Annotated in this window: 24 protein-coding genes and 2 pseudogenes; 15 read left to right on the top strand and 11 right to left on the bottom strand. The window is 51.5% G+C overall.

Translation table 11 applies throughout. From position 1 onward, the window contains the following. Positions 1-56: 56 nt before the first annotated feature. Positions 57-761 (bottom strand): JAB domain-containing protein, encoded by a 705-nt coding sequence (locus DWZ82_RS01450; protein WP_118478240.1) that lies wholly within the window; start codon positions 759-761, stop codon positions 57-59. A gap of 36 nt (positions 762-797) precedes the next feature. After that, entirely contained in the window at positions 798-1,397 is a 600-nt protein-coding gene (locus DWZ82_RS01445; protein WP_118478238.1) for a GNAT family N-acetyltransferase, read from the bottom strand. A 260-nt stretch (positions 1,398-1,657) separates the two neighbouring features. On the opposite strand from DWZ82_RS01445, the gene DWZ82_RS01440 reads away from it, so the two are divergent. The 5 genes from DWZ82_RS01440 (at position 1,658) to DWZ82_RS01420 (ending at position 5,377) form a co-directional block, all read left to right on the top strand. Continuing rightward, positions 1,658-2,212, top strand: a complete 555-nt coding sequence (locus tag DWZ82_RS01440; protein WP_158575049.1) for a DUF4364 family protein — start codon at positions 1,658-1,660, stop codon at positions 2,210-2,212. A 5-nt stretch (positions 2,213-2,217) separates the two neighbouring features. Further along, the gene (locus tag DWZ82_RS01435) at positions 2,218-2,586 is read left to right on the top strand and encodes a CidA/LrgA family protein (RefSeq protein WP_147357269.1); all 369 of its coding nucleotides are present in this window, start codon (positions 2,218-2,220) and stop codon (positions 2,584-2,586) included. After that, positions 2,579-3,271 carry an LrgB family protein gene (locus DWZ82_RS01430; protein WP_118478234.1) on the top strand — a complete coding sequence of 231 codons (693 nt, stop codon included), beginning with the start codon at positions 2,579-2,581 and terminating at the stop codon, positions 3,269-3,271. Before DWZ82_RS01435 ends, DWZ82_RS01430 begins: the two co-directional genes overlap by 8 nt. Positions 3,272-3,401: 130 nt before the next feature. Beyond that, the gene (locus DWZ82_RS01425) at positions 3,402-4,679 is read left to right on the top strand and encodes a glycosyl hydrolase family 18 protein (RefSeq protein ID WP_118478232.1); all 1,278 of its coding nucleotides are present in this window, start codon (positions 3,402-3,404) and stop codon (positions 4,677-4,679) included. A gap of 152 nt (positions 4,680-4,831) precedes the next feature. Further along, positions 4,832-5,377, top strand: a complete 546-nt coding sequence (locus tag DWZ82_RS01420; protein ID WP_118478230.1) for a CAP domain-containing protein — start codon at positions 4,832-4,834, stop codon at positions 5,375-5,377. 64 nt (positions 5,378-5,441) lie between these two features. Here the strand turns inward: DWZ82_RS01420 and DWZ82_RS01415 are convergent, their stop codons facing one another. Beyond that, a complete protein-coding gene (locus DWZ82_RS01415; protein ID WP_118478228.1) occupies positions 5,442-6,461 on the bottom strand; it encodes a DUF4179 domain-containing protein in 1,020 nt (339 codons plus the stop codon). Beyond that, positions 6,458-6,940, bottom strand: a complete 483-nt coding sequence (locus DWZ82_RS01410) for an RNA polymerase sigma factor (RefSeq protein ID WP_243022860.1) — start codon at positions 6,938-6,940, stop codon at positions 6,458-6,460. Before DWZ82_RS01410 ends, DWZ82_RS01415 begins: the two co-directional genes overlap by 4 nt. Before the next feature lie 485 nt (positions 6,941-7,425). Here DWZ82_RS01410 and DWZ82_RS01405 point away from each other — a divergent pair, with 485 nt between their 5' ends. Continuing rightward, positions 7,426-7,836 (top strand): RrF2 family transcriptional regulator, encoded by a 411-nt coding sequence (locus DWZ82_RS01405; RefSeq protein WP_118285485.1) that lies wholly within the window; start codon positions 7,426-7,428, stop codon positions 7,834-7,836. A gap of 30 nt (positions 7,837-7,866) precedes the next feature. Beyond that, a complete protein-coding gene (locus DWZ82_RS01400) occupies positions 7,867-8,412 on the top strand; it encodes an NADH peroxidase (RefSeq protein WP_110435265.1) in 546 nt (181 codons plus the stop codon). 98 nt (positions 8,413-8,510) lie between these two features. On the opposite strand, the gene DWZ82_RS01395 is transcribed toward DWZ82_RS01400, so the two are convergent. The 5 genes and pseudogenes from DWZ82_RS01395 to DWZ82_RS15500 form a co-directional block, all read right to left on the bottom strand. Next, entirely contained in the window at positions 8,511-8,654 is a 144-nt protein-coding gene (locus DWZ82_RS01395; protein WP_116704689.1) for a FeoB-associated Cys-rich membrane protein, read from the bottom strand. Between the two features lie 13 nt (positions 8,655-8,667). Continuing rightward, complete coding sequence (gene feoB, locus DWZ82_RS01390) at positions 8,668-11,052, bottom strand: ferrous iron transport protein B (RefSeq protein ID WP_118478226.1); 2,385 nt, start codon at positions 11,050-11,052, stop codon at positions 8,668-8,670. Positions 11,053-11,300: 248 nt separating this feature from the next. Next, a pseudogene (locus DWZ82_RS01385) lies at positions 11,301-11,435 on the bottom strand (IS256 family transposase); the annotation flags it as partial. Next, positions 11,428-11,829: a replication initiator protein A gene (locus DWZ82_RS01380; protein WP_147356896.1), complete on the bottom strand. Its 402-nt coding sequence runs from the start codon at positions 11,827-11,829 to the stop codon at positions 11,428-11,430. The pseudogene DWZ82_RS01385 and the gene DWZ82_RS01380, both read right to left, overlap by 8 nt. Positions 11,830-11,867: 38 nt before the next feature. Next, positions 11,868-12,233 carry a plasmid mobilization relaxosome protein MobC gene (locus DWZ82_RS15500; protein WP_243022859.1) on the bottom strand — a complete coding sequence of 122 codons (366 nt, stop codon included), beginning with the start codon at positions 12,231-12,233 and terminating at the stop codon, positions 11,868-11,870. Between the two features lie 367 nt (positions 12,234-12,600). Here DWZ82_RS15500 and DWZ82_RS01370 point away from each other — a divergent pair, with 367 nt between their 5' ends. The 6 genes from DWZ82_RS01370 to DWZ82_RS01345 all read left to right on the top strand — a co-directional run bounded on the left by DWZ82_RS01370 (position 12,601) and on the right by DWZ82_RS01345 (position 18,528). Then, positions 12,601-12,804 carry a DNA-binding protein gene (locus DWZ82_RS01370; protein WP_118478222.1) on the top strand — a complete coding sequence of 68 codons (204 nt, stop codon included), beginning with the start codon at positions 12,601-12,603 and terminating at the stop codon, positions 12,802-12,804. A 106-nt stretch (positions 12,805-12,910) separates the two neighbouring features. Beyond that, positions 12,911-13,357: a hypothetical protein gene (locus DWZ82_RS01365; protein ID WP_118478220.1), complete on the top strand. Its 447-nt coding sequence runs from the start codon at positions 12,911-12,913 to the stop codon at positions 13,355-13,357. A gap of 21 nt (positions 13,358-13,378) precedes the next feature. After that, positions 13,379-14,068, top strand: a complete 690-nt coding sequence (locus DWZ82_RS01360; protein ID WP_118359817.1) for a response regulator transcription factor — start codon at positions 13,379-13,381, stop codon at positions 14,066-14,068. Further along, positions 14,065-15,315 carry a sensor histidine kinase gene (locus DWZ82_RS01355; RefSeq protein WP_243022858.1) on the top strand — a complete coding sequence of 417 codons (1,251 nt, stop codon included), beginning with the start codon at positions 14,065-14,067 and terminating at the stop codon, positions 15,313-15,315. Before DWZ82_RS01360 ends, DWZ82_RS01355 begins: the two co-directional genes overlap by 4 nt. A gap of 112 nt (positions 15,316-15,427) precedes the next feature. Next, positions 15,428-16,102: an ABC transporter ATP-binding protein gene (locus DWZ82_RS01350; RefSeq protein WP_110436039.1), complete on the top strand. Its 675-nt coding sequence runs from the start codon at positions 15,428-15,430 to the stop codon at positions 16,100-16,102. Then, entirely contained in the window at positions 16,099-18,528 is a 2,430-nt protein-coding gene (locus DWZ82_RS01345; protein ID WP_118478216.1) for an ABC transporter permease, read from the top strand. Before DWZ82_RS01350 ends, DWZ82_RS01345 begins: the two co-directional genes overlap by 4 nt. 73 nt (positions 18,529-18,601) lie before the next feature. Here the strand turns inward: DWZ82_RS01345 and DWZ82_RS15040 are convergent, their stop codons facing one another. Then, positions 18,602-18,754, bottom strand: coding sequence for a hypothetical protein (locus tag DWZ82_RS15040; RefSeq protein WP_158574609.1), 153 nt, complete (start codon positions 18,752-18,754; stop codon positions 18,602-18,604). A gap of 229 nt (positions 18,755-18,983) precedes the next feature. Between DWZ82_RS15040 and DWZ82_RS01340 the strand changes: the two genes are divergently transcribed. Continuing rightward, positions 18,984-19,253: a helix-turn-helix domain-containing protein gene (locus tag DWZ82_RS01340; RefSeq protein ID WP_243022856.1), complete on the top strand. Its 270-nt coding sequence runs from the start codon at positions 18,984-18,986 to the stop codon at positions 19,251-19,253. 420 nt (positions 19,254-19,673) lie between these two features. Here DWZ82_RS01340 and DWZ82_RS01330 read toward each other — a convergent pair. Beyond that, positions 19,674-20,111: pseudogene (locus tag DWZ82_RS01330) on the bottom strand (DUF4316 domain-containing protein); the annotation flags it as partial. A 93-nt stretch (positions 20,112-20,204) separates the two neighbouring features. Here DWZ82_RS01330 and DWZ82_RS01325 point away from each other — a divergent pair. Continuing rightward, positions 20,205-20,606, top strand: coding sequence for a recombinase family protein (locus tag DWZ82_RS01325; protein ID WP_330423317.1), 402 nt, complete (start codon positions 20,205-20,207; stop codon positions 20,604-20,606). Positions 20,607-20,619: the final 13 nt, after the last annotated feature.

Below are 20,619 nucleotides of genomic sequence, written 5' to 3'. Positions count from 1 at the left end.
TGGTAGGGGCTGTGTATTTTAAATTCCGGCACAGAGCGTACCTCCTTTTTTGCCACTCAGTATCTTTTTCGCAAACTTCCGCTTCTTAATCGACCGATAGATGTGAAATTGCTGCGTGCCACAACACAGTGATCGACCAGCTCCAAACCCAGTTCGGAGAGCGTGCGCTGCAGGCGGTCGGTCATATCAAAATCCTCCTGAGAGGGTGTCGGCGTGCCGTTCGGATGATTATGCGCCAGCGCAACGCCTGCCGCACCGGCCATCAAGGCACCGCGGGCAATCTTGTAGCTGTCCACCTGCACCCGCGCATGTCCGCCGCGTGCGATCTCCTCGCACTTGAGCACACGTCCCGCGCCATCCACATAGGCGGCCAGCAGCACTTCCTCCCGCTCGGCGCACAGCTGCGGCACGAAATACGCGCCGATGCGGTCATAGGTGTTCAGTTTATCGGTAAACTGCTCCATTTTCGCCACATCCGCCTGATAACGGTGAAACAGGGCAAAGCACAGGTGCAGCAGCTCCGCCGAGCGCGGACCGACGCCTTCGACCGTCTGCAGCTCGTCCTCGGTTGCCTCGAGCACCGCATGCAGTGAACCAAACCGCTGCATCAGCCGGTGTGCTGTCGGGTTGGTATCGCCCTGCCGCACCGCAAAATACAGCAGCATCTCCAGCACCTCGTGGTCACTGAAGATCTCCAGTCCGAACCGGCGGAATTTGTCCAGCATGCGCTGTCGGTGACCCATATGGTGATTTTCCGGCATGGTGTACCACCTTTCTTTTTAATTAGTAGTTAGTAATTAAAGGTGTATCTTCTCCACCGCCTGATTGAGCGCTCTGGTTACCAGCGGACTGTCCTTAATCTCCGGGAACGGAACGGTCGGCTGCGGTGCGCCGTCATGCGGACGCAGGCTCTTGCCCATCCAGAGGACATCGCGCCACTGACCAAATTTATACATGCTTTCCTGATATGCGCCCGAGATGATAAAGCCCATGGCTTTATGGAACTTCATCGACCGCTCATTCGGTGAAGTGATGCCGACGTAGATATTATAGTATCCCTGCATCGCCAGCAGTTCAAACAGCGCGGCGTAAATCGCACCGGCGATACCGTGGCGGTGCTGCTCCTGTGCAACGTAGATGGACGTTTCGACCGACCACTGATAGGCAGCGCGGGTACGGTGCGGCGCAGCATAGCCATAGCCGACGACCTCGCCATCAATGCGGCAGACCAGCCACGGCAGCTTTTGGGTATAGGTGCGCCACCGGCGGGTAAACTCCTCTATCGAAGGAGCATCGTACTCGCTCGACACAGTGGTTTGAATAACATACGGCGCATACAGCGCAAGCATCTCGGCAATATCTTCTTCCTCTGCAGAACGCAGAACAACTTCCGGCATGATTTTTTCCTCGTTTCGACATAATCTCGATATAAGTATACCGCATTCATTTTTTATGTTCAATAGGAGATTGCCAAAAAATCGCACATTTGTTCGCCTTGCATCTGCTGATTTTTTTACAGTATAATTCTTGCCGTTCTATATAATATTCTTTGTCATTTCAGCCGATTGCATTTTACCCTGCCGAGTAGTATACTATGAAAAGCACTGACGAAAAAGGCGTTTCGCCCTGCCGGGGAAGAGAAGGAGGCATCGCGCATATGGTTCGCTACGGTTTTATCCATACCAAAGAGGATATCAAGTTTCTGGTCCTGTTCGCCATGGATCTGCTGCCATTTCCGGTCAGCTTCAGCACCATTGTGGACTTAACGACCTGGTGTGACGAAGGCTTTGGCTACTTTGAGCTGAGCGAGGCTTTCTACGAGATGGTTCCGACCGGACACATCGAGGAGATATCCGACGAAGGAGAAACCCTGTACGCCATCACCGAAAAAGGACGCGAGGCTACCCGCATTTTCGAGAAGCAGCTTCCCTATCCGGTCCGCGAAGCCGCACAGCGCTCTGCGCTGCGTGTCGTCCGCCAGATCCGGCGCGACGCCGGCATCCACACCGCCGTCACCGAGCACGGCCCGAACGACCTGACCGTCCGCATGGAAATGGAGCAGGTGTTCGCAGTGGAAATGAACGTCGTCAGTCACGGACAGGCTGCCATGCTCGAGCGTACCTTTAAGGAAAACGCCGAGGCCGTCTATCAAACATTGCTCACCGCAATGACCAAAAACTACGCAAACGAGAAAGAAGCGCAAAAACCTTGAAACACATGAAGCAACTCGGTGTGCTGCTTGCCTGCTGTGTCGGCGGCTCACTGCTCTCCCTTTTACTCCGCGGTCTGCTGCCCGGCAACGTGCTCGGTCTGACCCTGCTGCTCGCCCTGCTCATCTTCGGCGCGGTACGCCTGCACCATGTAGAGAGCGTAGCGGATTTTCTGCTGCAGAACATGGCATTTTTCTTTCTGCCCGCCATGCTGGGCGTGCTGGAAATCTGGAACGACATCAAAAGCGAAGCACTCGCCATCCTTGCCGTCTGCCTGCTGACCACGCTGTGTACTGCCGCTGCTACCGCGCTGACCGTACATATCGTGTTCCGTCTGCAGCACCGTGAAACCGAGGAGGCGTTCGACCATGACTGATCTTCTCTCCTCTTCGCAGTTCTGGCTGCTGATTTCCATCGGTTTTTATGCACTCGGCGTAGAGATTCAAAAGAAAACCGGTTCTGCGGTCTGCAATCCGCTGCTGATTGCCTCGATTCTGGTCGGTGCGCTGCTGATCGCAACCGGCACCCCCTACCAGACCTATGAGGAATCCGGCAAGCTGATCTCGTTCTTCCTGACGCCGGCAACGGTAGCGCTTGCGATCCCGATTTACCGCAAGCTGGATGTACTGCTGAAAAACCTGCTGCCCATTCTGCTCGGCGCGTTCGTCGGCTCGATGGTGTCCATCGGCAGCGTGCTGCTCTTCAGCCATCTGTTCGGTCTGAGCGAAAGCACGACGCTTTCTCTCGTGCCGAAATCGGTAACAACTCCGATTGCAGTCGCGGTAGCCGAAATGCTCGGCGGCGTAACCTCCATCACCGCGATTGCGGTTGTCGTCACCGGCATCATCGGTGCGATCATCCTGCCGACCTTCCTCAAGTGCATCGGCGTGCGCAATCCGGTGCAGATGGGTCTGTCCATCGGCACGGCAGCTCACGCAGTCGGTACCTCGCGTGCCATTGAACTGGGTGAGACCGAAGGCGCAATTTCCGGTCTGGCGATTGGCGTTGCCGGTCTGCTGACGGCACTTATCGTTTCCATCGGCTCTGCTATTTTGCTGTAAGCAGTAATTGAAAATTGAGAATGGAGAATGTCGCTATCCTTGCGCGATACCCTAATTCTCCATTATCCATTCTCCATTCACAAAACCACCTTTCCCCTGCATAAAATGCAGGAAGAAAGGTGGTTTTTCTATGGTGATCCATGTTGTTCGGCCGGGTGATTCGCTGTACCGCATTGCGCAGCTGCACGGTATTCCCCTGCCGTTCCTCATCCAGCAGAACGAGCTGCACGAGCCGTACCGCTTAACGCCCGGGCAGACCATTGTCGTTCCGCAGCCGGAAAAAACGTACATCGTCCGCCGCGGCGACACGCTCGGCAGCATTGCCGCGCAGAACGGCACAACCGTGATGCAGCTGTGGCAGAACAATCCGCAGCTTGGCGGCACCGACCGCATTCAGCCGGGGCAGATGCTTGTACTCAGCTATGGAAACAAGCTGGGACGCTTTGCGGTGAACGGCTACGCCTATCCGAGCATCGACCTGCGCGTTCTGCGCCGGACACTGCCCTATCTGACGTACTTATCCGTATTTTCTGTCGGTTTTGACAACGCCGGACGCATTTTACCGTTCTCCGCCGAGCTGCTCGTGCGCATGGCGCGGCAGTATCAGGTAAAGCCTTTGCTCGTTCTGACAACACTCGGCGAGGACGGGCAGTTCTCCGGCGAACGTGCCCACCGGCTGCTGAACACCCCGACGGCTCGCGCGGCGCTGATCGAAAATCTGGCACAGGTACTGGCCATGCAGGGCTTCGCCGGTGTGGACATCGACTTTGAGTATGTGCCGCCGGAGGACGCGGACGCATATGCCGCGTTTGTCCGCTCGGTCCGCGAGCGGCTCTCGCCTGCCGGATACACGGTCTTCGCGGCACTCGCGCCTAAAACCTCCGCCGCGCAGCAAGGTCTTCTGTATGAGGCGCACGACTATGCCGCGCTCGGCTCTGCGGCGGACCGTGCCCTGCTGATGACCTATGAATGGGGTTACACGCTGTCCGCTCCGATGGCGGTCGCGCCGATTAACAAGGTAGAGCAGGTCGTGCGGTTTGCCGTGTCGCAGGTGCCGCCGAATAAGCTGTTCATGGGCATCCCGAACTACGGCTACGACTGGGCGCTTCCCTATGTGCAGGGACAGTCGCGCGCCCGTAGTCTGGGCAACGTGCAGGCCGTCGAGCAGGCGATTCAGGTCGGCGCGCCGATTCATTATGATGACACGGCACAGTCTCCGCACTACAACTACTGGCGCGACCGTGCCGAGCACGAGGTCTGGTTTGAGGACGCGCGTTCTGTCCGTGCCAAGCTGGCGCTTGCCGGAGAATATCAGCTGGCAGGCGTCAGCATCTGGAATATCATGCGGTATTTTCCGCAGCTGTGGCTCGTGCTGAACAGCCTGTACGACATCGAAAAGCTTGGATAAAATTCACCAAACCGACCGAATTCCCCCTGTTTCGGTCGGTTTTTTCCGTGCTTCGGCAGTTTCTCCTTGGATTTCCATTGCAAAACGGTTACAAAACCCGCTATCATACGGTGCATGGGAATTTCCCGCAAAATTCAAGGAGGTATCTACCTATGAAGTTCAAGAGACTCGTGCCGCTGGCACTTGCGCTTGTCATCGCATCCACCACTGCTGCAGAAGCTGCACATCTGCAGCAGAACCGCTTTTCGTTCGTCGTGCGTCCGAATTACACGCAGACGGTCAGCCGTCCTTCTGCGAGCAAGCCCTCACAAAGCACCGCCGCGAACAGCAGCTACGCCGCGCAGGTGGTCTCACTGGTGAACGCCGAGCGTGCCAGACAGGGACTGCCCGCGCTGACCATCAGCACCACGGTGCAGCAGGCGGCGCAGACCCGCGCCGGAGAACTGCAAACCAACTTTTCGCACACTCGCCCGAACGGCGCATCCTGCTTTACCGCGCTGACCGAGGCCGGCGTTTCCTACGCGCGTGCCGGCGAAAACATCGCCTATGGTCAGAGCACGCCGGAGGCTGTTGTGCAGTCGTGGATGAACTCGTCCGGCCACCGCGCGAACATTCTCAGCAGCAGCTTCACCACAATCGGCGTCGGCTGTACCGTTGTGAACGGAACCGCATACTGGGCACAGCTTTTCACCGCATAATGGACTTTTTCAACAAACAAAACAGACCGCATTTGCGGTCTGTTTTGCTCTATCCTGCCGTTTATCACGAGAGCGGATATACCTCGCCGTTGATGGTGACCGACTGCACATTATCCAGGTCAAATGCACGCGCAAGCACCGCAATCTCGGTGTCGATGCGGTCAGTATCCTCGGCGGAATTGAAACCGTAGGTATACAGAGTACGGTCAATATCCGCATTTTCGTCCAGAATAACGTACTCCGAGCCGTCCCTCAGCTGCACGCTTAGCTTATCGACCTCGTCCACCGTGCAGTGCATATCCGCATTGCGGATGCGGATACCGATCTGCGACAGGGTTACATCACCGTCTGCGCTCGTCAGGTACGGCATCTGCTGAAATTCCGGCAGATCGACCGCCAGAACCGTCTTTGCGGTACCCGCTCCGTCCGCACGCACGGTCGTTTTACCCGGCTCGAGCGCCTCCAGACGGAGCGGCTCTCCCTGCCTGTAATCGCTCGAAATCGCAAATGCGCCCTCGAAATAGTAGTCGTTGTCGGTCGAACGTGCGGTATCGAGGTAAAATTCACTGCCACAGAAGCCGCTGTCGCCGTACATAACCTCGAAAGCAAGCTGTCCCTCCTCGGCATAGCACGAAGACAGCGTGGACCATGTGATGTCTGGCTTGTTCTGATAGCTGTCGATCAGGTGCGCGAGCGTGAACGGCTTTACGCCGTCCTGCTTTTTGTTTGCAAGGTGCAGACTGATCACACCCGTACCCGCGCTTTCGTCAAACAGCACGGATTCTACGGACATACGGTAGCTGTCGTTCTCGTCGGTCAACTTGGCGCTGTCCGCTGTCTGTACATACCCTTCGAGATTCGCGTCTCCGCCATTCGGAAACAGCAGCGGAAACCAGCTCTGTGCATTCGCGGCAAATGCGGTTCCGCCGATGCACAGCGCGGCAGCCAGTCCGGCGCAGACGATTTTCTTTGCTGAGAAACGGCGTACCGGCTTGCTTTCTCGCTCGGGCAGGCTGTCCAGCGCTCTGCGGACACTGCGGTCAAATTCTTCGGTCATTTTCGGGAAATCATTATGGTTCATCATGCGAAGCACGCTCCTTTCAAGTCCTTGCGCAAATGCTCTCTTGCCGCTCGGAGACGGGTCTTGACCGTGTTTTCCGGTATGCCGAGCATTCCGGCAATCTCACGGGTCTTAAAGCCCTCTAAGTAGTACAGCTCCACCGGCAGGCGCAGCTTTTCCTCCAGTGCGGTGATGGCGGCATACAGGTCGCTGTGATCATCAGCCGCAGGCGCCGGTATCGCCTCTGCAGCAGCCGCATCATACGGCGCAAGCCGCTGCTGACGGCGCAATATCGTGCTGCACTCGTTGATGAGTATGCGGACCAGCCACGTTTTGAAATACCGCGTGCTGCGCAGCGAATCCAGCTGCTCCCACGCCCGCAGGATTGCCTGCTGCGCCGCGTCTGCACAGTCATGCTCGCTGCAGAGCATGGTTTTCGCTACGCGGTACAGCGTAGGCTCGGCTGCCAGCACCGCGGAGGTAAATTGCTCTCTATCCATCATAAGCGAATTCTCCTTTCCGAAAGCGTCCGGACAGCGCAGACAGGTTTCGTCAAAAGCGCTTCCTGTCTGCGGCTTTCATCTATTAGACGGTTCAGTGCAGCAAATGGTTTTGTGAAAGGGAAAATTTTTCGTACTTGCATTTTGCATTACCTATTATACAGTACAAGCGCACAGAATGAAATCGGTGCAAAGATTCAAAGCGCATTTCCCCATCGTATCGCACAATACAAATGAATAAATGACGAATGCTGAATCTCCACGCTCATTTTCCATCCTCAACTCTCCATTCCTGAACCGATAGACAAAAGTCTCCCGTCATGGTATACTGTCCTTATCTGGTATAGTTAATTCGATTCAAAATCAAGTTACTTATTGATAACTATTATCAAATAAAAAATATTATTTATTTTTAAGAAAACCTATTGACATTTTGGCACAACACGGTTATACTAAAGTTGTTCCAAGGAGAGAAAGGAAGGAACGATTTGAGAATCACACATGAAGCGGATTATGCAATTCGTGTGACCTATTGTCTGGCACTTGCAGGCGAAAAGCAGTGCGCGAAGGATATTTCCGAGGCAACCGGCGTAACACTCCGGTTTGCACTTAAAATTCTCCGCAAGCTGACGCAGTCCGGTATTACAAAATCCTATAAGGGCGTTGCCGGCGGCTATGAGCTGAACCACTCCCCATCGGAGATCAGTCTCGGCGCGATCATCGAATGCATTGATGGTCCGATCGCTATCAATCACTGCCTTGCAAATGAGTTCCAGTGCACACACATGGGTACCCAGAATGAATGTGATTTTCATCGCGTGTTCTCGGAGATCAACCGATCTCTGCGCGATCAGCTTTGTTCAATAACAATGGATCGTTTCCTGCCCCCTCAAAAATAAATTTGTTCAACGATACAGGAGGAAAAAATCATGAAAAAGTTTGTTTGTTCCGTATGTGGTTATGTATATGAAGGCGAAGCAGCTCCGGCAGAGTGCCCGATCTGCCACGCACCGGCAGAGAAGTTTAAGGAGCAGGCCGGTGAAAAGACCTGGGCAGCTGAGCACGTTGTAGGCGTTGCACAGGGTGCTCCGGAGGACATCATGGCTGACCTGCGTGCTAACTTTGAGGGCGAGTGCTCCGAGGTTGGTATGTATCTGGCAATGGCTCGCGTTGCACACCGCGAGGGCTATCCGGAAATCGGCCTGTACTGGGAGAAGGCTGCATTCGAGGAAGCAGAGCACGCTGCTAAGTTCGCAGAGCTGCTTGGCGAGGTTGTAACCGACTCCACCGAGAAGAACCTGCAGATGCGTGTAGACGCTGAGAACGGCGCAACCGCCGGCAAGTTTGATCTGGCAAAGCGCGCTAAGGCTCTGAACCTCGATGCTATCCATGACACCGTACATGAGATGGCACGCGACGAGGCTCGTCACGGCAAGGCTTTCGAGGGCCTGCTGAAGCGTTACTTCAACAAGTAATTGAGACTATTCAGAGGACAGGCAGAAATGCCTGTCCTCTTTTTTCAGAAACCGATAAACAGCAGCCTGTCCGCTCTTGGAACGGACAGGCTGCTGTTTTATTTGTGTTTTTCACTTTTGCATTGCACGGGACAGCCGGAGCAGTGTCCGGAACAGCCGGACGGATGCTTTTTCATCGAACGGAGCGCGGCAAACAGCGCGATGCCGATCAATGCCAGAATCAAAATAGTGGGGAGATTCATATACCGTGCCTCCTTATGCCAGACCAAATGCAAGACCGACACAGCGGACGGCAAAGGCAATGAGCCATGCAATCACGCATTGTGTCAGCGCAGTCGTGATGGCAGCCCGCGTGCTGCCCATCTCGCGCTTTACGGTGGCAATTGCCGCAACACAGGGGGTGTAGAGCAGCACGAATACCAGAAATACGACCGCGGTAAACGGCGTAAACAGGGTGCCGATGCTGGATACCTCACCGCCAAGCAGCAGGGTCAGCGTGGATACAACGCTTTCCTTTGCGGTAAAGCCGGTAATCAGGGCGGTGGACACACGCCAGTCCGCAAAGCCGAGCGGTGCGAACAGCGGTGCAAAAATGCTGCCCAGCGCAGCCAGCAGGCTGCTTTCCGGCATAGACACTACATTAAAGCGTGCATCGAAGGTCTGCAGGAACCAGATTACGATAGAAGCGGCAAAGATGATGGTAAATGCCTTCTGGATAAATCCCTTTGCCTTTTCCCAGATAAGGTGCACAACACTTTTGGCACTGGGCAGACGGTAATTCGGCAGCTCCATAACGAACGGAACCGGTTCGCCCTTGAAGCGGGAGACCTTCAAAATGACCGCATACAGGATGCCGCAGAGAATGCCGAACAGATACAGGCCAATCATGACAAGCGCACGATACCGTCTGGGGAAAAAGGCGCTGATCATCATGGTGTAGATGGGCAGCTTGGCAGAGCAGCTCATAAACGGGGTAAGTAAAATCGTCATGCGGCGGTCACGCTCACTGGACAGTGTGCGGGTAGCCATGATGGCCGGAACCGAGCAGCCGAAGCCGACCAGCATCGGCACAAAGCTGCGGCCGGACAGTCCCAGCTTGCGGAGCGGCCGATCCATGATAAAGGCCACACGCGCCATATAGCCGGTGTCCTCCAGAATCGAGAGGAAGAAGAACAGCGTTACAATGGTCGGCAGGAAGCTGAGTACGCTGCCAACGCCGTTTGCGATACCGTCTACAACGAGCGAGTGAACAACGGGGTTGATCTGCAGGGCGGATAACCCGGCATCCAGCCACGAAATGCAGGCATCGACCAGAACGGTCATGCCGTCGGACAGCCATGCGCCGATCCAGCTGAAGGTCATGATGAAGATCAAACCCATGATACCGGCAAAGCAAGGGATAGCGGTGTATTTGCCGGTCAAAAAGCGGTCGATCGCCATACTGCGTTTATGCTCTTTGCTCTCGTGCGGGCGGACGACTGTTGTGCTGCACAGGTTTTCCAGAAAGCTGAACCGCATGTTTGCCAGCGCCGCTTCGCGGTCCAAACCGGAATCCTTCTCCATGACGGATACGATCTGGTCAAAAGCGGAGCGATTGTCATCGGACAGCGCGAGCGCCTTTTCGATGAGCGGGTCCTTTTCGATCAGCTTGGTGGCGGCAAATCGCACCGGCAGACCAGCTCGTTTGGCATTCGGCTCGATCATCAGAGCGGTTGCATGGATGCACCGGTGAACAGCGGCTACCGGATCGTTCTTATCACTGCTGTCCTGACAGAAGTCGATGCCTCCGGGTGTTTCCTGATAGCGGGCGATGTGGATCGCGTGGTCGATCAGCTCATCAATGCCTTCGTTCTTTGCGGCTGAGATCGGCACTACCGGAATGCCGAGCGCCTGCTCAAGCTCATTTACATGGACAGTGCCGCCGTTCGCACGAACCTCGTCCATCATATTCAGCGCCAGCACCATCGGAATGCCCAGCTCCATCATCTGCATGGTCAGGTAGAGGTTTCGCTCAATGTTGGTCGCGTCTACAATATTGATGATGCCGTCCGGCTTGTTGTCCAGCAGAAAGCTGCGGGTTACGATCTCCTCGCTGGAATACGGCGACAGCGAATAGATGCCGGGCAGGTCGGTAACGGTTGCCTCCGGATGGCTGCGGATCGTGCCGTCCTTGCGATCCACCGTAACACCGGGAAAATTGCCGACATGCTGGTTGGCACCGGTCAGCTGATTGAACAGCGTCGTTTTGCCGCAGTTCTGATTGCCGGCAAGCGCAAATGTCAGTTTTTTATCGGCAGCCGCGGCTTTGGCGTGCTCATAAATGTGGTAGTCCTTGGATTTCCTGAGCTCACCCATGCCGGGGTGCGCCGCAGGACGGTGGCGTACCTGTCCGGCGGAAGGCTTTTTTGTTCGCTGATACGGCGTGCCGACTTCGATCTTCCGCGCTTCATCCAGGCGCAGGGTCAATTCATAGCCGCGCAGCTCAAACTGCACCGGATCCCCCATCGGAGCGACCTTCTGCAGCGTGACCTCGGTCTGCGGCGTCAGTCCCATATCGAGCAGGTGATGGCGCAAGGCTCCGCTTCCGCCTACTGCGGTGATTTTTGCACTTTCATGCGGTTTCAGTTTATCCAATGTCATATCTATATCTCCTCGCGACTTCGTGCCGTCGACAGTTTTGCTCTATACTCGTAGACTATTATTCTCCTATGAGTGGGAGTTGTCAATGTTTATTATACAGCAATCCTGCCGATTGTGCACACGCAACACACGGATGACATCGAGAATTACGAGGAACATAATGCCAACCAAGGTGGAAGTCAAGGGGCACCCTCGTCCATTGGAGCTTCGCCGGCGATATAGTGCCCCTTGCCCTTCGAGCCAGGTTGTTAATCAGGCATCCGATCCTCGAAGTAGATTGCCGGCTGGGCATGAATCATGCTCCAGTCCTGCCGGCGGCCGGTCCACTTTTTCGTGATGTCGATCATCGCCAGATACAGCATTTTGAAAAGGCTGTCATCGGTTCGGTCTTACTATGTTCTTTATACTCTGCATCAGTATTACTTGTGGGCAATTTCTGCCCCATGCAAGGGGAAGAATCCTGCACGTCCATTGGGCAGATATTGCCTCTGGACGGGAAGAAACCTGCACCCTGTCCGGGATTTGCAAAAAGATGCGGTTCGCCTGATTCCAGCCCTGACGGACGCGGGTGATCAGCCCGGCATTTTCCAGCTCCCGCAGGGCGGTTTTGACCGTCCGCTCACTCCGGTCAAGGTCATCCGCCATCTGCTTGATCGTATAGATCACATACACATTCCCATCCTCGGACACCCAGCCGCTTTTCTGGGAAAGCATAGTGCGGTTGAGGAGCAGCCCATATAGCAGTTTGGCGTTGATGGAATATTCGCCTGCCAACATGAAGCGCGGCAAGGGAATGAACGGCGGCAATGTGGTGTTCAGGTTGAAATAGATTTTTCATCACATCCTCTCTGGTCTGGTGTGATACGGCTGCTATGGCGGTTTTCTGTCAGGTCCGCGAGGGGAGTACGCAGCTGTGCCACCCTTTTTTGCCCTCTTTGACTGATAATGCGGACAAATAACGACAACCGCCCGGAAACTCTGCTTGCAATCGTGGACGCAGCGGCGGCTAACTTTTTCTGCTCGGTGTAATCGACCTTGATGATGTACCCGTCAATCAGCATTTTCCGGGCATACGCGCCGAAGTTGCGGGTGCCAAGCTGGTTCATCTTGTGGCGAACCATGCTCAATTCCTGCTCATTCAGACAGATTTCTTTGCGGATGGGTCGCGTGCGGTCTGGCATATTGAAACACTCCTTTCACAATACAACGGACATTTCTTCGTCGAAACGCAGGTATCGAAACGAAAGATTTTCAAAAAATATGCGCCCCTGCTTTTGCAAAAGCGGGAGCGCGTTGTATTTGCGGATATGAGATTTGAGAGAGTAGCAAGCACATCCGGTGTCCGTACACACCGGAAAATGAGCGTTTCAGCCTTGCAGCCGATACGCCCATTTTGATTTTTGGGGAAGCCCAAACCCTTGATTTTTAAGTTGTAGATACTTTCTGGGCTTTTCCGAAAAGCCCTTTCTTTTATTCGCTTTGACGATTATAATTATACTGTGATTTTATAAGCAGACACAGAACGGAACTGCAACAGGAGTGCTGCCCATGAAGTATTTATCTATCGCGCAAACCGCCGAACGCTGGGGTATCTCCACCCGCCGTATTCAGATTTTGCGCGGCGAGGGGCGCGTCCCCGGTGCGATCCGCATTGGCTCGGTCTGGGGGATTCCAGAGGACGCAAAGAAGCCAGCGGACGCGAGAATCAAGAACGGCAAGTATATCAAGAAGCCCGCCGAAAACGAAAAATGAGCCGTATCATGTCTCAACGGAAAACATTCTGCCGGACAAGCAAGGTGTTGCTTCCTTTGGCACGACTGATTCTTCAGAGCGAGTGACATATTTTCAAGTGGAGGACGTGCTTGTTAGCAACATCCGTCCATATTTCAGAAAGATGTGGTTCGCAACAACTTCGGGCGGGTGTAACGCCGATGTCCTGTGTTTTAGAGCCTTGGACAAGAAGTACGCATACCTTCTGAAATCCATCATGTTTCAAGATGGATTCTTCGATTATGTCATGTCAGGGGCAAAAGGAACAAAAATGCCTCGTGGTGACAAAACTCACATCATGCTGTACCCGATCCCGCGTTTTTCCGAGACACAGCTCCTGAAATTTATTGAATATAATAAAATTAGTTTTGGGGAGGGAGGGCGAATGCAGTCCCTTTTCCGCGTCAGCCGGAAGCAAAGGTATAGCACACTAGACTTTCCTGCGGAAAATCGTGTGCCAACAGGAATGCAGAGTTCGCCTGAATCAATAAAAGCATTTGCAGTATTTGATGTAACGTTTAACATATATAGCTAAGACGGAAGGGTGGTTTGAATTATGCCAAATATCCTTGTGGTTGAGGACGATGAAAACTTGAATCGTGGAATCACTTTTTCACTGAAAAAATCCGGATATGAGGTTTTTTCAGCAGAATCAGTGAAAAAAGCGAAAAGAATTGCAAGTGATAATAATGTGGATGTTGCCATTTGTGATGTGAATCTTCCGGATGGGAATGGATTGGAATTTGTAAGGTGGATGAGATGCAATTATAATACATACATTATTTGTCTTACCGCACTAGATCAGGAGATGGATCAGGTCATGGGATATGAAGCAGGGGCAGATGATTATATTACAAAGCCGTTTAGTCTTTCGGTACTTCTTTTGAAAATAGAAGCACATTTCCGCCGCAGACAGGAGAAAACGGAAGCCGGAAAGATGATTTCGGGAGATATCGTATTTATCGCAGGAGAAATGAAAGTCCTGATAAAGAGTCGTGAAATCAGTCTGACAAAAACGGAGTTGAAAATGCTGACTTTTTTTCTTCAGAATCCGAAACAGATTCTTTCAAAAACACAAATATTAGAAAATGTATTTGATCTGGAGGGGGATTTTGTGGATGAAAATACAATCGCTGTCAATATCAGAAGGCTCCGTGAGAAAATCGAAGACAATCCGGCTGCACCGGTCTATATAAAGAATATCAGAGGTCTTGGGTATATATGGAATCAGGAGGTAAGTCAGTGACGAAACGACATCGTAAAAAGTGGGTTGATGCCTTGTCACTGGTGCTGCCGGTTCTACTCTTTTTTGCGGTATTGAACTGCTTTACCACCTATTTATATTATCAGGATTATCAATGTAAAATGGATATCCTGACAGAAGTTGCGGCGGGCGCAGAGACCACCGGCATGGATGTTGCCGCAGGATGGCTGAAAGGAAACGACCATCAAGCCAATGAACAAGGTAAGCAATTATTAGAGCAATACGGGTACTGGGAAAACAAAGGGACTTCGTTTTATGTGCGCTTCCGGCAGAATATCATGATAACCGGCTGTACAAGTGCAGTGCTATGTCTGTCTTTGCTAACGTTCCTGTTTTACCGGAAGAAAGCTGAGGCGAAAGAAAGTCGGAAACGATTGGAGCAACTGGAGCAAATCCTGATTGCATTTCGGGAAAATCACTTTGAGGTAGTGCCGGACACAGAAGATCATGTCGGGCAGGAAAGACTGAAATTTCAGCTTGAAGCAATCGGACATCATATCCAGCTGCTGCAAGAGGAAGCCAGAGCGGAGAAGGAAAGCACAAAGGAAATGGTATCCGACATTTCCCATCAGCTGAAAACCCCGGTTGCAGCCTTGGATACCTGCTTTAGCATATTGCTGCGGAACAATCTGAGTGAGACGGAGCAACAGGAATTTCGCATCCGCTGCCGGAGTGCATTGGACGGATTGGAAACATTGTTGCAGTCTCTGCTGGAAATATCCAAACTGGAGACAGGTTTGATTCAGCTTGATCAGAAAACACTTCCCATTATGGATACGATCATCTCCGCAGTAAACCGAACGTATCCAAAGGCAGCGGAGAAAGGGATAGAACTTATTTTCGACTGCAACGAATCACTGGAGCATTGTGCACTCATGCAGGATAAACGTTGGCTTGGAGAAGCAATCATTAACGTTTTGGACAATGCCATCAAATACAGCCCAGAACATTCAAAAATCACGATCCGTCTACAAAAAAGAACCGGCTTTGTGAGAATTGAGATCGAGGATCAGGGAATCGGAATCCCGCAGAGTGAATACCATAAAATATTCCAGCGGTTTTACAGAGGGACTGCGCCGGAAGTCCACGAAAAGAGCGGAACTGGCATCGGTCTGTATCTGTCCAGACAGATTATTGAGCAGCATGGTGGGACAATCACGGTAGCCTCCGGCAAAGTCAGAAAAGGAAGTACCTTTTTGATTCAGCTGCCGGAGAATGGACTTTCGTAGAGATGATGAGCAGAAGTCTTTCAAATCTGTAAGACTTCTGCTCTCTTTTTGAAAGTGAAATGAAAGGTTCCTTTGATACAATGCTGGTAAATAAGAAAAGGAGGCCATTGGAGTGGGCGTGATATTAGAAACGAATCAGCTTTGCAAATTTTATGGGACGGGGGAAAATCAGGTCAAAGCCGTCAATCATGTGAATATCCAGATTGAGCAGGGAGAATTTGTCGCCATTGTCGGAAAATCCGGCTCCGGAAAAAGTACCCTGCTGCATATGCTGGGCGGGCTGGATACACCAACCAGCGGCAGCGTGATCTTGTCTGACAAGGACCTGTATTCCATGAAGGAGGATCAGCTTGCCGTTTTCCGGAGAAGAAAGATCGGATTTGTATTTCAGGCATTCAATCTGGTATCCTCCATTAATGTGTGGGAAAATATCGTTCTTCCGTTGGGGCTTGACGGAAAAAAAGTGGATAAAGCTTATGTCAATGATATTATCACCACACTGGGTCTTGAACACCGGATTCATAATCTTCCGAATACCCTCTCCGGAGGACAGCAGCAGCGCGTTGCGATTGCAAGAGCCTTGGTAAACAGACCGGAGATTTTGCTTGCGGACGAGCCAACCGGAAATCTTGATTCCAAGACAAGTGACGAGGTGATCGCGCTGCTGAAAATGAGCGCAAAAAAATATGGACAGACGATTGTAATGATTACCCATGATGATGAGATCGCGCAGGTTGCTGACCGTATTTTAGTCATCGAGGATGGACAGGTGGTGGATTTTAATTGAGGACGATCAGCAAAATTGCATTCAGCAACGACAAAAGAAATCGGACAAGAAGTGTCCTCATTATGACGGCGATTTGCCTGACTACCATGCTTCTGGTCATTATCAGTACAATTGGAAATGGACTGATCCGCTTACAGAAGGATCAGGCTGCAAGCTCATACGGAAGCAACTACGGCCTGTTTATCGCCGCAGATGGTACGCAATTAAAAGAAGTGGAACGCAGAGCTGAGATATCTGATATCGGCATCATGTGTACGGATGGCATCCTGAAAGGAAATGAAAATGGCGGCTTTGTCAGTGCGGATGAAACGGTCAGGAAAATGCTTCCCTATAATCAGGAATATGTGTTGAAGGAAGGTACCTATCCGGAAAAGGCGCAGGAAATTGCCGCAGGACGCGCTTTCTTTGATGCAGTGGGATACCATGATGTAAAGGTCGGAGACACCGTAACATTGGAGTACCGTTCCGGTATGCAGTCGGAATACGCACCGGTGGAATTTACTGTAAGCGGGATTTTATATGACCGGGATGAATATACCATCGAGGCTTCCTATGTTGTATTCGGTTCGCAGGATTTTTATAATGAGCGTGTTGCGGAGGGTGACAGGCAATATAATATCTATTTTACCTTGAGCGATTCTGCAAATGTATCTATGAATAATGTTGCGCCTGTTATAAAAGAAATCGCGGATTCCTGCGGCATTGACCAGAAAAACGTGATCATCAATGACCTCTACCTGCAGTGGGTATTGCAGCCGAGCTATGAAATGATTGTGGTTTGTGGAACCCTGATCCTCGGAATCGTGCTGTTTTCCGTTGTGGTCATTTATAATATCTTCCAGGTCGGGATCGCCCAGAAGGTTCAGGAGTACGGAAAAATCAAGGCGCTGGGTGCAACCAGAAAGCAGATGAAGCAGTTGATCTTTCGTGAGGGCATTCTTCTGGCGGTTCCTTCGATACCGCTGGGGCTGCTGTTTGGTTTCCTGATTGCAAAAGTCAGCTTCAACTGGCTGGTGGAGCAGGGAAATCTGGTATCGTCCGGAATCAAGAACCATCAGGTGCCTCTGTTTTCACTGACAATTATGCTCATCTGCATTTTTGTATCGTTTCTTACGGTCGTTTTGGCTCTGCGCAAACCCATGAAAATTGTTTCCCGGATTTCACCCATCGAAGCGACACGGTATCTTGGCGGCTCCAAAACGCAAAAACAGGGCAGACGAAAAGGCAGAAAAGATGTCACCGTTTTCTCCATGGCAATGGCAAATGTGACAGGCAATCCGAAAAGAACCATTGCTACGATTCTTACCATGGGGCTTTCCTGTGTATTGTTTGTAATTGTCTCTAATTATGTAGGAAATATTGATACGGAGCATGAAGCACGTCTTTCCGTTAATCATGGACAATTTGAACTGCAGCTGGATTATTCCCAGAATTATGATGAAGCCTATTCGGAGAATAATCTGGACACAATCCTACAGAACGACCCACTGAATGATTCTTTGATTAAAGAAATCAAATCCATCCCCGGTGTAACGGATGTACTGACGAGAGAAATCGTCTCTGCAGATTTGAACGGAACAAAATTTCCGGTTGCAATCGTAAATCAAGAGGATTTTGAAAGGATGCGCGGGGATGGCGATATCGGTTCCATGGACTATGCACAGGCTGTCAAAAACGGGGATGTTTTCTTTGGCTGGTCCATGTGGATGGAAGCTGACGGGTATTCTGCGGGTGCACCGATTACATTCAACTTTGATAACGGAAGCGGAACCTATACCTATCAGGGAAAAATCGCAGGCTCCTTTGTAAGCGCGGACACTTATCTTGTCATTCCGGAAGGTGTATACCGTTCCATGAATCCGAGGGGAACAGCCTATGGCTATCTGTGGGTGGACTGTGATAAAAAAGATGTTGCATCTGTGGAACAGAGTCTGAATACTTTGATTTCTAATACTTCGCATATAAAAATGGATACCTATCATGCACAGTTACAATCTGCAGAATACGCAAGCCGTATGATGAAGCTTGGCTGCTATCTGTTCATGGCAATTGTCGGTCTCATCGGGTTTATGAATCTGGCAAACACCATGATCATCAATATCACCACGAAGAAGCAGGAATACGGTGTGCTGCAAGCGGTAGGCATGACCAATAAGCAGTTGAATCTGTGCTTACAAATACAGGGCTTGATTTTTACGGTTGGCACCATCTGCGTCGCACTTGCTGCCGGTCTGCCCCTTGGCTATGCACTGTTTTCCTATGCGAAGCATAATGGGATTTTTGGAATGAACGTTTATCACGTTCCTCTTATCCCGATTCTTGTTATGATTCTTCTGGTTGGTATTCTACAAATTGTGCTTTCCTGTGTTTTAAGCAGTAATCTGAAAAAGGAAACGCTGGTAGAAAGAATAAGGTATCAGGGATAGTAGATTCTATAAAAAGCAAGCTGCCGCTCAAGATGGGCGGCAGCTTACCTTTATAGTGATTCAAACATAAAAGTCAAATTTTGCGAGGACCCGCCATCGTCTCAACCTTGTCCGTTCTTCCTACAAAGAACAGGTCAACGGCTATTTTTAGCCCTAACTGATCAAAGATCCCCACCCCAAACGGCTCCTCAAAAAATATTGTCAGCTTTCCATTTACTTTGTCCATAAGAATCCCTCCTAAAATTGATTGAACAAAGAATGGACAACCCGGAGGGGCAGGTTACTTACCCTATCTATATAGGACGACCGGGCTACCTACCGGCTTTTGGTAGGTAGCTCCATTCTATCACCCTCATCACGGACAGTCAACGCAATGTCGTTAGCAAAATCAACGACGGCGCACCGTGGATAATGACACCGCTGTTAGGTACACTAAATGCAAAGGTGGTGAGGCTATGCGAGAGAAGAAGGACATCAATATTGAAATCGGCGGCAATATTCAAGTGGCAAGAGAACAGGCGGGCTATACGCAGGACACGCTCTCAGAAATGCTTGGCATGACGCCGAATCACCTGAGTGCTATTGAGCGTGGTGCTTCCGGTATCTCTCTTGAAGCCTTGCAGCGCCTTTGCCGTTTTCTCGACGTCAGTGCGGACCGAATATCTTTGGGACTGACGAGCCAGAAGCGGAAGCCCTTGCGCTTGCCAGACGTATTTCGGATATAAAGCCGGAATACCGGCAACAGGTTCAAGAGCTGCTGTCCGCAATTTTGAATATGTCATAAAAAAAGAGCCTCTGCCGATACCCAAACCGGGCATCGACAGAGGCTCTTGGTTCGTTTTCCGGGCATTCAAACAAGTGCCGAAATCGACACTTATTTCCGCGCTAAAGATGAAACCACGCAGGGAATACAATCACTTAGGCTGGTCAATTTGCGCCGCTCTGAGGCTTGCAATCACAGGCTTTTTCGACCCCTAACTGTCTACACCTCGATGCCTTGCGGGAGAAGTGCGGACAGGCGATGAGATCCGCGCGGAAGCTCTGCTTGCAGCTATGGACGCAGCGGACGCAGAAGCGGTTATACTTCCGGCGTCCGCTGTCTCCTATGAAGAACGACCACTCCTGCCGCCATTTCTGACTTCTGCTCACAGCTCAATCTCTCCTTTGTTCTTTTTGGGAGAGCAGCATTCCTCCTGCTTTTCTGCCTTTGCAGACTTGAGCCTGTCCATGATGGAGGACTTCTCACCGGTTTCGGGGGCTTTGACCTCTGCGGTCTTGTCCTCCTTCGGACCGTTGTTGATGATCCCATCAATCATGCCGTAGTCATCCTCCATCGACATCTCCGCCGCCTTGAGGTAGTTTTCCTTCTCAAGAGCCACCATCCAACTTTCCTTGCTGATACCGAGCATTCCGCCCTTTGCCACATGATCGGTAATCTCCTTTGCATCCACGCACAAGCCCTCGGTGTTATCCGAATAGAGACGGTAAACCTCGCAGCCCTTCTCCAAAGCCTTCTCAGCCGCTTCCTGTCCAGCGGGAAGAACGCCAGCCCATGCGTAACCGTAGTCCTTCATGTCATTGAGCCGACCGAGGCAAGAATTGTTGCGTACATCTATGAAAGCTGCTTGGAGGGCGCACCCCCGGCAGAAATCGCCGCTGCGCTGACGGAATAGGGTATCAAATCTCCAATGGGGAACGATCTCTGGTCTGCCAGTACTGTCCGCAGCATCCTCCGAAATGATAAATACTGCGGTGATGCTTTGATGCAGAAAACCTATACCAAGGATTTTCGCACCCATAAATCCGTCAAAAATACGGATTTAAATATGTATTTCAAGGAAAATCACCACACAGCGATTATCAAAAAAGAGGATTGGATCAAGGTACAAAAGTTGCTGTCAGAGCGGCACAGCACAGCCAAACGAGCTACATTGCGCCGTCTGAGCAATCACTTCGTCGCATACCGCGTGAAAGATGGTCTTTTCAAGGGCTATCTGATTATGGATTCCCGGTGGTCTTTTATGGAGCGTCAGGAGTTTATGAAAAACGTGGATGAGGCGCAAAACACCATGAAATGAAAGGATTTTAACT

The sequence above is a fragment of the Butyricicoccus sp. AF35-5AC genome (assembly GCF_003477715.1).
Classification (GTDB): Bacteria; Bacillota; Clostridia; order Oscillospirales; family Butyricicoccaceae; genus Agathobaculum; species Agathobaculum butyriciproducens.
The sequence above is the reverse complement of the archived record's forward strand: the minus strand, read 5'-3'. Positions and strand labels throughout refer to the sequence as shown.

What these genes read in the sequence shown, in the direction of transcription:
- DWZ82_RS15040 (WP_158574609.1), bottom strand. Translation starts at nt 18,754, where the DNA reads ATGGACAAAGTAAATGGAAAGCTGACAATATTTTTTGAGGAGCCGTTT.
- DWZ82_RS01420 (WP_118478230.1), top strand. Translation starts at nt 4,832, where the DNA reads ATGAAGTTCAAGAGACTCGTGCCGCTGGCACTTGCGCTTGTCATCGCA.
- DWZ82_RS01395 (WP_116704689.1), bottom strand. Translation starts at nt 8,654, where the DNA reads ATGAATCTCCCCACTATTTTGATTCTGGCATTGATCGGCATCGCGCTG.
- DWZ82_RS01445 (WP_118478238.1), bottom strand. Translation starts at nt 1,397, where the DNA reads ATGCCGGAAGTTGTTCTGCGTTCTGCAGAGGAAGAAGATATTGCCGAG.
- DWZ82_RS01400 (WP_110435265.1), top strand. Translation starts at nt 7,867, where the DNA reads ATGAAAAAGTTTGTTTGTTCCGTATGTGGTTATGTATATGAAGGCGAA.
- DWZ82_RS01430 (WP_118478234.1), top strand. Translation starts at nt 2,579, where the DNA reads ATGACTGATCTTCTCTCCTCTTCGCAGTTCTGGCTGCTGATTTCCATC.
- feoB (WP_118478226.1), bottom strand. Translation starts at nt 11,052, where the DNA reads ATGACATTGGATAAACTGAAACCGCATGAAAGTGCAAAAATCACCGCA.
- DWZ82_RS01435 (WP_147357269.1), top strand. Translation starts at nt 2,218, where the DNA reads ATGAAGCAACTCGGTGTGCTGCTTGCCTGCTGTGTCGGCGGCTCACTG.
- DWZ82_RS01410 (WP_243022860.1), bottom strand. Translation starts at nt 6,940, where the DNA reads ATGATGGATAGAGAGCAATTTACCTCCGCGGTGCTGGCAGCCGAGCCT.
- DWZ82_RS01370 (WP_118478222.1), top strand. Translation starts at nt 12,601, where the DNA reads ATGAAGTATTTATCTATCGCGCAAACCGCCGAACGCTGGGGTATCTCC.
- DWZ82_RS01415 (WP_118478228.1), bottom strand. Translation starts at nt 6,461, where the DNA reads ATGATGAACCATAATGATTTCCCGAAAATGACCGAAGAATTTGACCGC.
- DWZ82_RS01425 (WP_118478232.1), top strand. Translation starts at nt 3,402, where the DNA reads ATGGTGATCCATGTTGTTCGGCCGGGTGATTCGCTGTACCGCATTGCG.
- DWZ82_RS01440 (WP_158575049.1), top strand. Translation starts at nt 1,658, where the DNA reads ATGGTTCGCTACGGTTTTATCCATACCAAAGAGGATATCAAGTTTCTG.
- DWZ82_RS01360 (WP_118359817.1), top strand. Translation starts at nt 13,379, where the DNA reads ATGCCAAATATCCTTGTGGTTGAGGACGATGAAAACTTGAATCGTGGA.
- DWZ82_RS01380 (WP_147356896.1), bottom strand. Translation starts at nt 11,829, where the DNA reads ATGTTGGCAGGCGAATATTCCATCAACGCCAAACTGCTATATGGGCTG.
- DWZ82_RS15500 (WP_243022859.1), bottom strand. Translation starts at nt 12,233, where the DNA reads ATGCCAGACCGCACGCGACCCATCCGCAAAGAAATCTGTCTGAATGAG.
- DWZ82_RS01340 (WP_243022856.1), top strand. Translation starts at nt 18,984, where the DNA reads ATGCGAGAGAAGAAGGACATCAATATTGAAATCGGCGGCAATATTCAA.
- DWZ82_RS01450 (WP_118478240.1), bottom strand. Translation starts at nt 761, where the DNA reads ATGCCGGAAAATCACCATATGGGTCACCGACAGCGCATGCTGGACAAA.